Origin of the sequence: Pseudoclavibacter sp. RFBI5, assembly GCF_002931395.1 — a bacterium.
Lineage (GTDB): Bacteria > Actinomycetota > Actinomycetes > Actinomycetales > Microbacteriaceae > Pseudoclavibacter.
Genome location: NZ_PSYA01000010.1, coordinates 935,231 through 947,342 on the forward strand (window position 1 = coordinate 935,231; position 12,112 = coordinate 947,342).

At 67.9% G+C, this 12,112-nt stretch carries 9 protein-coding genes; 3 read left to right on the forward strand and 6 right to left on the reverse strand.

Annotation, left to right across the window (positions count from 1 at the left end; genetic code table 11):
• Positions 1 to 11 precede the first annotated feature (11 nt).
• From C5E06_RS11290 to C5E06_RS11300, 3 genes are all read right to left on the reverse strand, one after another.
• The gene (locus tag C5E06_RS11290; protein WP_104306907.1) at positions 12 to 1,055 is read right to left on the reverse strand and encodes a hemolysin family protein; all 1,044 of its coding nucleotides are present in this window, start codon (positions 1,053 to 1,055) and stop codon (positions 12 to 14) included.
• A complete protein-coding gene (locus C5E06_RS11295; protein WP_104307278.1) occupies positions 1,048 to 2,406 on the reverse strand; it encodes a hemolysin family protein in 1,359 nt (452 codons plus the stop codon). The genes C5E06_RS11290 and C5E06_RS11295 overlap by 8 nt, the downstream gene beginning before the upstream one ends.
• A gap of 181 nt (positions 2,407 to 2,587) precedes the next feature.
• Positions 2,588 to 4,027, reverse strand: coding sequence for a GuaB1 family IMP dehydrogenase-related protein (locus C5E06_RS11300; RefSeq protein ID WP_104306908.1), 1,440 nt, complete (start codon positions 4,025 to 4,027; stop codon positions 2,588 to 2,590).
• A 145-nt stretch (positions 4,028 to 4,172) separates the two neighbouring features.
• On the opposite strand from C5E06_RS11300, the gene C5E06_RS11305 reads away from it, so the two are divergent.
• Positions 4,173 to 7,880: a multifunctional oxoglutarate decarboxylase/oxoglutarate dehydrogenase thiamine pyrophosphate-binding subunit/dihydrolipoyllysine-residue succinyltransferase subunit gene (locus C5E06_RS11305; protein ID WP_104241527.1), complete on the forward strand. Its 3,708-nt coding sequence runs from the start codon at positions 4,173 to 4,175 to the stop codon at positions 7,878 to 7,880.
• An 83-nt stretch (positions 7,881 to 7,963) separates the two neighbouring features.
• On the opposite strand, the gene C5E06_RS11310 is transcribed toward C5E06_RS11305, so the two are convergent.
• From C5E06_RS11310 to C5E06_RS11320, 3 genes are read right to left on the reverse strand one after another with little or no spacing between them, the layout of a single operon-like run.
• Positions 7,964 to 8,506, reverse strand: coding sequence for a hypothetical protein (locus tag C5E06_RS11310; protein WP_104306909.1), 543 nt, complete (start codon positions 8,504 to 8,506; stop codon positions 7,964 to 7,966).
• A 31-nt stretch (positions 8,507 to 8,537) separates the two neighbouring features.
• Positions 8,538 to 8,798: a zf-HC2 domain-containing protein gene (locus C5E06_RS11315; RefSeq protein WP_104241529.1), complete on the reverse strand. Its 261-nt coding sequence runs from the start codon at positions 8,796 to 8,798 to the stop codon at positions 8,538 to 8,540.
• Positions 8,795 to 9,430 (reverse strand): sigma-70 family RNA polymerase sigma factor, encoded by a 636-nt coding sequence (locus C5E06_RS11320; RefSeq protein WP_104241530.1) that lies wholly within the window; start codon positions 9,428 to 9,430, stop codon positions 8,795 to 8,797. The genes C5E06_RS11315 and C5E06_RS11320 overlap by 4 nt, the downstream gene beginning before the upstream one ends.
• Before the next feature lie 149 nt (positions 9,431 to 9,579).
• Between C5E06_RS11320 and aroA the strand changes: the two genes are divergently transcribed.
• Together aroA and rsgA are read left to right on the forward strand one after the other, a co-directional pair.
• A complete protein-coding gene (aroA, locus tag C5E06_RS11325) occupies positions 9,580 to 11,025 on the forward strand; it encodes a 3-phosphoshikimate 1-carboxyvinyltransferase (protein WP_104306910.1) in 1,446 nt (481 codons plus the stop codon).
• A 2-nt stretch (positions 11,026 to 11,027) separates the two neighbouring features.
• Positions 11,028 to 12,089, forward strand: a complete 1,062-nt coding sequence (gene rsgA, locus C5E06_RS11330; RefSeq protein WP_104306911.1) for a ribosome small subunit-dependent GTPase A — start codon at positions 11,028 to 11,030, stop codon at positions 12,087 to 12,089.
• Positions 12,090 to 12,112 lie beyond the last annotated feature (23 nt).

Below are 12,112 nucleotides of genomic sequence, written 5' to 3' on the forward strand. Positions count from 1 at the left end.
GAGACCGGCGATCAGTGGCGAGCAGTCGCGTCCCGGATCTCGCCGACGAGCTCCTCGATGATGTCCTCGAGGAAGAGCACGCCGAGCGTGTTGCCCTCTCGATCGAGGACCCTTGCCAGGTGGCTCCCAGTGCGCCGCATCGTGGCGAGCGCGTCCTCGAGGTCGGCCTCATCGTGCATCGAGTCGAGCGAGCGGATGCGCTTGACCGGGATGGGCTGGTCGAACTCGTCCGGCTTGTCGAGGTCGAGCACGTCCTTCAGGTGCACGTAGCCGGAGAATTCACCTTCCTCGTCCAGGATGATGTAGCGCGAGTAGCCGTGCTCGGAGACCGCTCGCTGCAGCATCTCCGGTGTCGCCTCCGGCGGCAGCACCACGAGCTGCTCGCCCGGGATCGCGACCGCGGCGACCTTCTTCGCCGTGAACTCGAAGGTGTTCGAGAGCGTGCCGGCACGATCCATGAGCACTCCCTCGCGCTTCGACTGCTCGACGATGCCCGCGACCTCGTCGAAGGTGAACGCACTCGTCGTCTCGGCCTTCGGCTCGACGCCGAACATCCGCAGCGTCGTGTTCGCGATGCCGTTCAGCGCCCAGATGACCGGTGCGAACAGCCGCGAGAAGAACACGAGCGGCGGGGCGAGCAGGAGCGCCGCACGGTCAGGGACCGAGAAGGAGATGTTCTTCGGGACCATCTCGCCGAGCACGACGTGCAGGTACGAGACGACGATGAGCGCGATGACGAACGCGATCGTGGAGATCATCTCCTCGCCGAGCCCCGTCGCAGAGAGCGGGATCTCGAGCAGGTGATGCAGCGCCGGCTCGGAGACGTTGAGGATCAGCAGCGAGCAGACGGTGATGCCGAGCTGACTCGTCGCGAGCATGCCGGTCGCGTGCTCCATCGCATAGAGCGTCTGCTGGGCGGCCTTGCTTCCGCGCTCGGCGCGGGGCTCGATCTGCGATCGCTTCGCGGAGATGACCGCGAACTCCGCGCCGACGAAGAAGGCGTTCGCGGCGAGAAGCACCACGAGCCAGGCGAGTCCAGACCAGTACTCAGCCACGGTTCTCCTTCTCGGCGTGCTTCTCGGCGTGCTTGTCGGCGAGGCGCTGCATGAGCGCCTCCCTCGACTCGTAGGACTCGTTCGGCGTGAACGCGACTCGATCGACCCGGCGACCCTCCATCCGCTCGACACGGAACGTGCCGACGGGGACCTGCACCTCGTCGCCGACCGCTGGGATGCGCTCGAGCGCGTTCATCATGAAGCCGGCGACGGTCTCGAAGGGCCCGTCGTCGTCGAGCTCGATGTTCAGGCGGTCTCGTACCTCATCCGGTCGGAGCATCCCGTCGAACGTCGTGCGGCCCTTGGCGCGCACGACGTCGAGATGCGCTCGGTCGTGCTCGTCGACGAGCTCGCCGACGATCTCCTCAACGAGGTCCTCGAGGGTGACGACCCCGTTCGTGCCGCCGTACTCGTCGAGCACGACGGCGAGCTGGAATCCACCGGAGCGGAGCTCGGCGAGCAGAGCGTCGAGCCCCAGCGTCTCCGGCACGAGCAGCGCATCCGTCTTGATCGCGCCGACCGGCACGGAACGGCGGCGATCGAGCGGCAGCGAGACGGCGTTCTTCAGGTGGGCGACGCCGACGATCTCGTCGATGTCCTCACCGGTCACCGGGAATCGGGAATGGCCCGTCGACTTCGCGAGGTCGATGAGGTCCTGGACGGGGGCGTCGACCGCGATGGACTGCACACGCGGCCTGGGCGTCATGACGTCCGCCGCGATGTGGTCGGAGAATCGCAGCGTGCGGCTCAGGAGAACCGCCCGCTCCCCCTCGAGCAGTCCGACGAGCGCGGAGCGGCGGACGAGACTCGAGAGCTCCTCCGCCGTGCGGGCGCCGGAGAGCTCCTCCTTGGGCTCGATGCCGAGGGCCCGGATGAGGCCGTTGGCGCTTCCGTTGAGCACCGCGACGGCCGGGCGGAAGACGGTCGTGAACGCGACCTGCAGCGGGATGAGGAACTTCGCTGTCGCGCGAGGCACGGCGAGCGCGAAGTTCTTCGGGATCAGCTCCCCCATGACCATCGAGAGCCCCGTGGCGATCACGATCGCGAGCACGGCGCCGACGGGGCGCACGGCGTCCTCCGGCAGCCCCACGGCGCCGAGCGGGGACGAGAGCAGCGACGAGATGGCCGGCTCCATCGTGTAGCCGGTGAGGAGGGTCGTCAGCGTGATGCCGAGCTGCGCGCTCGAGAGGTGCGTCGACGTGTGCTTGAGCGCGTTGATGGTCGGGGTGAGGCGCTTCTCCCCGCGTTCCCGACGCTTCTCGAGGTCGTTGCGGTCGAGGTTGACGAGAGCGAACTCCGACCCGACGAAGACGCCGGTCCCCACCGTCAGGAGGACGCCGATGCCGAGCATGACCCACTCGTTCACGAACCCTCACCCCTCGATACGGGGATGGTTCGGGGATGCCGAGCCGGAGAGGAGGCGGCGCTCAACGCAGGCAGAGCTGCGGCGCGTGAGGGTGCGGATCGCGGAGGATGGTCATCGTCCATAGTTGCCACGAAGTATAGCGAAGACCACCCTCACGCGACCGCGACTACCAGGACACCGGGAGGGCCTTGCCCTCTTCGTAGCCGGCGGCAGACTGGATGCCGACCTTCGCGCGCTGGCGGAACTCGGGCAGCGAGTCGGCGCCCGCGTAGGTGAAGGACGAGCGAACGCCCGTCGTGATCATGTCGATCAGGTCATCGAGACCTGGACGCTTCGGGTCGAGCATGATCTTCGAGGACGAGATCCCTTCCGCGAAGAGCAGCTTGCGGGCGCGCTCGTAGGGCTCGAGGTCACCGAACCGAGCCTCGACGGCCTTGGTCGACGCCATGCCGAACGACTCCTTGAACCAGTTGCCCGACTCGTCCGTCCGCACCGTGCCAGGCGCTTCGACGGTGCCGGCGAACCACGAGCCGATCATGACGGCGGAGCCTCCCGCGGCGAGCGCGAGCGCGACGTCGCGCGGGTAGCGCACTCCCCCATCCGCCCATACGCGTGCCCCGAGCGCGTGCGCCGTCTCCGAGGTCTCCAGCACGGCCGAGAACTGCGGACGACCCACGGCCGTCATCATGCGGGTCGTGCACATCGCACCCGGTCCGACGCCGACCTTGATGATGCTCGCCCCGGCCGACACGAGGTCGTGGACTCCGCTTCCACTCACCACGTTCCCGGCGACGATGGGAACACCGAGCTCCGCGCCGCGGACCGCCTCGATGGCGCGCAGCATGCTCCCCTGGTGGCCGTGTGCCGTGTCGAGCACGAGGACGTCGGCACCGGCTTCCACGAGTGCCCGAGCACGCTCGAGCGCGTCGCGCGACACGCCGACGGCCACCGCGACACGCAGGCGTCCCTCCGAATCGAGCGCAGGGCGGTAGATCGTGCTGCGGAGGGCACCGCCCGAGGTGACCGTCGCGACCTCGCCGGCCTCGGTCCGGACGGGGGCGAAGTTCGACCCGGTCTCGGCGAACGAGTTGAAGACCGCGCGCGAGTCGCGCGCGAGCGAGACGGGGATCTCGTCGACGAAGTGGTGGCTGAGGTCGGCGAGCACGGCGTCGCTCGGGACACGCGCGAGGGTCGAGGCCTGCAGGACTCCCAGCACATCTCCGGTGGGCCCGAGCACCGAGACGCCGAAGCCGGCCACCGGCGGCACGAGTTCGAGCACGTCGCCGACCGTCGCCTCGCCCTTCGCCGTGAACGGAGTGTCCAGCACCGGATCCTGCGACTTCACCCAGCGGATGGCGGCTTGCAGCTCCTCCAGCGACATGTCCTGGGGAAGGACTCCGAGCCCGCCGCGGCGCGCTATGGCGGCTGCCATGCGGGGCCCGGTGACCGCGTTCATGTTCGAGGCGACCAGCGGAATCGTCATGCCGGTCCCGTCGTCCGGGGCGAGCGAGACGTTGAGTCTCGAACCCACGTCGGAACGACTCGGAATGAGGAACACATCGGAGTAGGTGAGCTCGTGGTGAGGGGCAGGACCAGAGAAGTGCATGGCCTCCAGATTACTTTGCGGAGCCCCCTCCTCACCCCACTTTCGCGCAGAGCGCTCGCCAAGGGCGTTAGGCTTGTCACTCGATGGGGTCGCCGCCCAGATTCGGCGCGTCCCGCATCACTAGACGAACGCGAGACGAACTCAGGTGGCGAGTCATTTGACCAGTGCGGGTACAGACGAAGCAAAGTCCGATTTCGGAGCCAATGACTGGCTCGTCGAGGAGATGTACGAAAAGTACGTCAAGGACCCGAAGAGCGTAGACGAGGCCTGGTGGCCAACGCTCGAGCAGTACGCGAAGCAGCAGGGCGCTGCTCCCGCGAAGACGGCGCCAGCGGCTCAGCCCGCCAAGGCGGCTCCGGCTCCCGCGGCTGAGGCGAAGAAGCCAGCGGCCGACGGTGAGGCTCGCAAGCAGGCGAAGACGACTGCCGCAGCCCCTCAGGAGAAGCTCATCCCAGCGGATGCACCCGCCGCTGACAAGGAGAAGGCCCCGTCGCGCGAGAACATCGTGTCGCCGCTCAAGGGCATGGCGAAGGCCATCGCCAAGAACATGGACATCTCCCTGCAGGTGCCGACGGCCACGAGCTACCGCGAGATCCCCGCGAAGCTCATGATCGACAACCGCATCGTGATCAACAACCACCTCCGGCGGACCCGCGGTGGCAAGGTCTCGTTCACGCACCTCATCGGCTGGGCGCTCGTGAAGGCGCTCATCAAGTTCCCCAGCATGAACGTCTACTACGACGAGATCGACGGCAAGCCATCCGCCATCGAGCCAGCGCACGTCAACCTCGGCATCGCGATCGACGTGCCGAAGCCGGACGGAACCCGCGCCCTGGTCGTGCCGAGCATCAAGCAGGCCGAGACCCTCAACTTCCGCGAGTTCCTGGGGGCGTACGAGGAGCTCATCAAGCGCGGACGCCAGAACAAGCTCAGCGGAGACGACTACGCGGGCACCACCATCTCGCTCACGAACCCGGGCGGCATGGGAACCCTCCAGTCCGTCCCGAGGCTCATGAAGGGGCAGGGCGCCATCATCGGTGCCGGCGCCCTCGACTACCCGGCCCCCTATCAGGGCATGGCGCAGCACGTCCTCGACGACCTCGCCATCTCGAAGCGCCTCACCATCTCGAGCACCTACGACCACCGGGTCATCCAGGGCGCCGGCTCCGGCGAGTTCCTCAAGATCGTGCACGAGCACCTCACGGGCAAGCACAACTTCTACGAGGAGATCTTCGCCTCGCTGCGCATCCCGTACAAGCCCGTCGTGTGGTCGCAGGACGTGCACGTCGACCTCGCCGCGTCCATCAACAAGACGGCGCGCGTGCAGCAGCTCATCAACATGTACCGCGTCCGCGGCCACATGATGGCGGACATCGACCCGCTGCAGTACGTGCAGCGCACGCATCCCGACCTCGAGATCGAGAATCACGGACTCACGTTCTGGGACCTCGAGCGCGAGTTCGTCGCGGACGGCTTCGGCGGCAGCCAGCGGATGCTCAAGCTCCGCGACATCCTCGGCATCCTGCGCGACTCCTACTGCCGCACGATCGGCATCGAGTACATGCACATCCAGGACCCGGAGCAGCGCGCCTGGTTCCAGGACGAGCTTGAGCACCCGTACACGAAGCCCACGCACGAAGAGCAGATGCGCATCCTCAACAAGCTCAACGAGGCTGAGGCGTTCGAGACCTTCCTGCAGACGAAGTACGTCGGCCAGAAGCGCTTCTCCCTCGAGGGATCCGAGTCGGTCATCTCGCTGCTCGACACGATCATCCAGGGCGCAGCGGAGGAGGACCTCGACGAGGTCGCCATCGGCATGGCCCACCGTGGTCGCCTCAACGTCCTCACGAACATCGCGGGGAAGACCTACGGGCAGATCTTCCGCGAGTTCGAGGGCGTGCAGTCCAGCTCCGGACGCGGCAACTCCGGCGACGTGAAGTACCACCTCGGCATCGAGGGAACCTTCACGGCGGCATCCGGCGCGACGATCCCCGTCTACCTCGCCGCCAACCCCTCGCACCTCGAGGCGGTGAACGGCGTGCTCGAAGGCATCGTGCGCGGCAAGATCGACCGCAAGTCCGACGGCCGCGACGCCGTGCTGCCGATCCTCATCCACGGTGACGCGGCGATGGCCGGCCAGGGTGTCGTCTACGAGACGATGCAGATGTCGCAGCTCCGCGCCTACCGCACGGGTGGCACGATCCACGTGAACATCAACAACCAGGTCGGCTTCACGACCACCCCGCGCGACGCCCGCTCGTCGATGTACTCGACCGACGTCGCGAAGGCCATCTCGGCTCCCGTCTTCCACGTGAACGGCGACGACCCCGAATCGGTGGCTCGCGTCGCCGAGCTCGCGTTCGCCTACCGCCAGCGCTTCAAGCGCGATGTCGTCATCGACCTCATCTCGTACCGTCGCCGTGGCCACAACGAGGGCGACGACCCGTCGATGACGCAGCCCCTCATGTACAACCTCATCGAGGCGAAGCGCTCGGTCCGCAAGCTCTACGCGGAAGCCCTCGTCGGCCGTGGCGACATCACGCAGGACGAGTTCGACGCGGCGCAGAAGGACTTCCACGACCGCCTCGAGCGCGCCTTCGCGGAGACCCACCAGGCGCAGACGCAGTCGACGCCCATCTCCGCGGCCGAGCTCTCAGCCGTCGGCTCTCGCGAGGAGAACCACCGCTCCGAGCCGGACTCGACCGCCGTCGCACGCGAGGTCGTCGAGATCATCGGCGACGCGCACGGGAACCCGCCAGAGGGCTTCTCGGTGCACACGAAGCTCAAGGCGGTGCTCTCCAAGCGGGAGCAGATGAGCCGAGACGGTGGCATCGACTGGGCATTCGGCGAGCTCCTCGCGCTCGGCTCGCTCCTCATGGAGGGCACGCCGGTGCGCATGTCGGGCCAGGACTCGCGCCGCGGCACGTTCGTGCAGCGCCACGCGCTCTTCCACGATCGCCTCAACGGCCAGAACTGGCTGCCGCTGTCGAACCTCAGCGACAACCAGGCACCGATCTCCATCTACGACTCGTTCCTCAGCGAGTACGCGGTGCTGGGCTTCGAGTACGGCTACTCGGTCGAGCGACCTGACGCGCTCGTGCTCTGGGAAGCGCAGTTCGGTGACTTCGTCAACGGCGCGCAGACCATCATCGACGAGTTCATCTCGGCGTCCGAGCAGAAGTGGAACCAGCGCTCGAGCGTCGTGCTGCTGCTCCCCCACGGCTACGAGGGCCAGGGCCCCGACCACTCGTCGGCGCGCATCGAGCGCTTCCTGACGCTCGCCGCGGAAGAGAACATGACGGTCGCGATGCCGTCCACGCCGGCTTCGCACTTCCACCTGCTGCGCCGCCAGGCGTACGCGCGTCCCCGCAAGCCACTCGTGATCTTCACGCCGAAGTCGATGCTGCGTCTCCGCAGCGCCGTCTCGCCGGTCGAGGACTTCACGAACGGCTCGTTCCGCCCCGTCCTCGATGACGAGCGGATCACGGACAAGGCGGCCGTGCGCCGCGTCGTGCTGCACGCGGGCAAGCTGCACTACGACCTGCGTGCGGAGCTCGACAAGCGCGAGGACACGAGCGTCGCGCTCGTGCGTCTCGAGCAGTTCTACCCGATGCCAGGTGAAGAGATCAACCGCCTCCTCGCCGAGTACCCGAACGCGGAGATCGTCTACGCGCAGGACGAGCCGGAGAACCAGGGAGCGTGGCCGTTCATTCGCACGCACCTCGCCCCCATGCTCGAAGGACGCACGATCCGAGCCGTCACACGACCGGAGTCCTCTGCTCCTTCCGTGGGCACCATGAAGGCTCACCAGCGCCAGCAGGCTGAGCTCATCGAGGGCGTTCTCGCCGACTAGGCTTCGCGCCTCGTCTGCACGACGAAGACGCCCGCTCCGAGCAATCGGGCGGGCGTCTTCGTCGTGTGCGTGCGCGTGTGCCGCTAACGACCGGTCAGGAGCGCCACGGCGTCGTCGAGGTACGCGGCGAGCGCGCTCGAGCTGCCGGCGCCGAGACCCGCCTGGGCGCCGGGCACGGCACCCCAGTGCAGCACGACCTCGCCGCCGACGACCTCCAGCCCAGGGTGCGCGTCGACACCCAGGCCGTCTGAGAGCTGGATCGGCGTCGCGCCGTAGTTGACGGTCTCGCCCACCTCGAAGCCCGAGCGCAGCGCGGCCAGCTGGACGCGGCGACGCTCGGCGGCGAGGGCTGACTGCTCGCTGTAGTGGTCGGGCTGCTTGGCGACGCGAATGACCGAACCGACCCGGTACAGCCCGCCCTGGTCGTCCAGCAGCAGCTCGCGCAGCCGCCAGACGCTGGAGACACGTCGCATGACGGGCCCGCGACGGATCCCGAGCACGGAACGGCGCTCGACGAGCTCGCCGAGCGTCTCACGCCTGGCAGCCCGCGCATCCAGTTCGGCTGCCGCTTCGCCGACCCGCTTCGACAGGGCGCGCCAGGCGTGATCGTTCGAGTCTGCAGTCATCTGCCGCGCGGGCGTCTCGGTGCTGCTCGGCTCAGTTCGCGACGGGCGTGCCGTGCGAGCGCTGGATGCTGCGGAGCTGGTCGAGCACGTGCATCCGCAGTTCCTCCGGAGCGCGCTCCTTGCAGGCTCGCTGCACGACCTCCATGAGCGAACGATTCACGTGCAGCTCGCTCTCGCAGTCCTTGCAGTGCTCGAGGTGCTCGCGAATGTCGCTCGCATCTGTACTCGCGAGCTCGTTGCGCAGGTACTCCTCGAGGGCGTCCTTCGCTTTCTCGCAGCCGCAATCGGTCATTTCTTGCTCCCTGTTTCCTGCTCGTCCCCGTCCAAGGGCGGAATGATGCCGTTCTCCCTCGCGTAGCCGGTGAGGCGATCGCGAAGCAGACGCCTGCCGCGGTGGAGCCGCGACATGACGGTGCCGACGGGGGTCTTCATGATGTCTGCGATCTCCTTGTAGGAGAAGCCCTCCACATCCGCGAGGAAGACCGCGAGGCGGAAGTCCTCCGGGATCGCCTGGAGGGCGTCCTTCACCGTCGAATCGGGAAGGTGGTCGATCGCCTCGGCCTCAGCCGACCGCGAAGACGTCTGCGCGGTCGCCGACTCGGCGCCGCCCAGCTGCCAGTCCTCGAGGTCCTCGAGCGCATTCGCGTACGGTTCCCGTTGCTTCTTGCGGTACGAGTTGATGAAGAGGTTCGTGAGGATTCGGTACAGCCACGCTTTGAGGTTCGTGCCCTGCTCGAAGCGAGCGAACGCGACGAAGGCCTTCACGAAGGTCTCCTGCACGAGATCCTGCGCATCCGCGGGGTTCCGAGTCATGCGCATGGCCGCCGCGTACAACTGGTCGATGTACTGCAGCGCCTGCTCCTCGAACAGCTGCCGGAGTTCGTCCTGGTCTGGGGTCGCCTGAGGCGACTTCTGCTCACTCATTACGCGTGAGTGTACTGCCGTGCGCCGCTCAGCGGCTTGACGCCTCGGCGGCGCGAGCGTTGTCGGCAAGGGCTGCCCTCCTCTTCGATGTCAGGTGGAAACGCATTTCCGGGTGGTGCGCGCGTGTGTGGCGGTATCGTTGTCAACCAATGGAGATCTTTGGCTATTCCGGACCACGCTTCGACCTGTACCGAGATGACGAGGGCAGCGAGCCGCTGACCCTCGGCGACGGTCCGTGGGAGGCTCCGACGGCGACTTCGCCGATCGACGCGCGCCTGCAGATCCCCGGGTCGAAGAGCCTCACGAATCGCGAGCTCGTGCTCTCGGCGCTTGCGGAGGGGCCATCGAAGCTCCGGCACCCGCTCTGGGCCAGAGACACGGAGCTCATGATCGACGCGCTTCGGCAGCTCGGCACCCAGATCACCGAGGTGCCCGGCGACGGGCGGTTCGGGAACGATCTCGAGATCACGCCCGATGAGCTCGAAGGCGGCGTCTCGATCGACTGCGGTCTCGCGGGCACGGTCATGCGGTTCGTTCCCCCGCTCGCATCCCTCGCGCTCGGCCCGGTGGCCTTCGACGGCGACGAGGCCGCACGCCGACGCCCGATGAAGGGCACGGTGGATGCGCTCAAGGCGCTCGGCGTGGAAGTGCGCGACGACGGCAGGGGCGGCCTGCCCTTCTCGCTGTACGGCACCGGTGAGGTCGCGGGCGGCGAGATCACGATCGACGCAGGAGCCTCCAGCCAGTTCGTTTCCGGGCTGCTCATGGCGGGCGCGCGCTTCACGGACGGACTCACGCTCATCCACTCCGGCGATCGGGTTCCGAGCCAGCCGCACATCGACATGACGCTGGCGGCGCTGCGCGAGCGCGGCGTCGACATCGACGACTCGACCCCCGGCACCTGGCGGGCCGAGCCCGGCGCCATCGACGGGCGCGAGCTGACGATCGAGCCGGACCTCTCCAACGCCGAGCCGTTCCTGATCGCCGCGCTCGTCGCTGGCGGCAGCGTCTCGATCGAGGACTGGCCGGAGTCGACCACGCAGGTCGGTTCGCACCTCCAGCATCTCCTCCCCCTGTTCGGCGCGACCATCTCGGTCGAGGACGGCGTGCTCACCTGCACGGTCGAGCGCGGCATCGCCGAGGGAGCCGAGGTGCCAGGTGTCGACCTGGATCTCTCCGAGGCCGGTGAGCTCGCCCCGAACCTGGCAGCGCTGTGCGGGCTGTGCACGACCACGAGCCGCATCACGGGGATCGCGCACCTCCGCGGTCACGAGACCGACCGCGTCGCGGCCATCGCGGCAGAGCTGCGCGGCATCGGCTGCGAGGTCACAGAGCTCGAAGACGGACTCGAGATCGTTCCAGGAGAGCGCACGGCGCACGAATGGCGAAGCTACGAGGACCACCGAATGGCCACCTCGGGTGCCATCGTCGGTCTCGCCATCGCGGGAGTCACGGTCGACGACATCCACGCGACGAACAAGACCCTGCCCCAATTCGTGCAGCTCTGGCAGGACATGCTCGACCAGGGCACGCACAGCGACCCGGATGAGGGCGAGGACGATGGCAGCGTCGACCTCGCGGCCTTCGCCATCTGACCGTGTCCCGCTCACTCGGCGACGCGTTCGACGCCTACGGCGACTGGGATGAGGAGGACATCCGTGTCCGCCCGAACCCCAAGGCGAACAAGCCCAGGTCCAAGCAGCGCCCGAAGCACAGCGATGCGGTGACGGGGCGCGTCGTCACCGTCGACCGTGGCCGCTACACGGTGCTCCTCGACGAGGGGACACCAGAGGAACGCACGGTCACCGCCGCGAAGGCGCGAGAGATCGGCCGCACGGCGATCGTGACGGGCGACCTCGTGGACCTCGTCGGCGACACGACCGGTGACACCGGCAGCCTCTCCCGCATCGTCCGCATCTGCGAGCGCAAGACGCTGCTCCGACGCAGCGCCGACGACACCGATCAGGTCGAGCGCGTCATCGTCGCGAACGCCGATCAGATGCTCATCGTCGCCTCGACGGCCCAGCCCGAGCCGCGGCCTCGACTCATCGACCGCTACCTCGTCGCTGCGCTCGACGCCGGCATCCAACCGCTCCTCGTGCTGACGAAGACCGACGTGGCGCCTGCGGATGAGCTCCGTGCGCTCGTCGAGCCCCTCGGCGTGAAGGTCTTCGAGTCTCGCCCCGGCGGTGAGCCCATCGAGGAGCTCCGCGCCGCCCTCAGCGGGCACACGACCGTGGCCGTCGGCCACTCGGGCGTCGGCAAGTCGACCCTCGTCAACGCCCTCGTCCCCGGCACCCTTCGCGAGACGGGTGTCGTGAACGCGGTCACCGGTCGTGGCAGGCACACGTCCTCCTCCACGCTCGCCGTCCGCGTCGAGGCCTCGGACGGCCGCACCGGCTGGATCATCGACACCCCGGGCGTCCGCTCCTTCGGCCTCGGACACGTGAACCGCGACAACGTGCTGCAGGGCTTCACCGAGCTCTCCGTGATCGCCGAGGAATGCCCTCGAGGCTGCACGCACCGGGCCGACGCCCCGGACTGCGCGCTCGACGACGCCGTGCGCGACGGGGAGCTCGACGAGGCGGGAATCGCCAGGCTCGACTCCTTGCGACGCCTGTTCCTCTCCCTCGATCAGGCAGCGGACACCGCCTACTGATCACCGGGCTGGCCTAGGCTGAG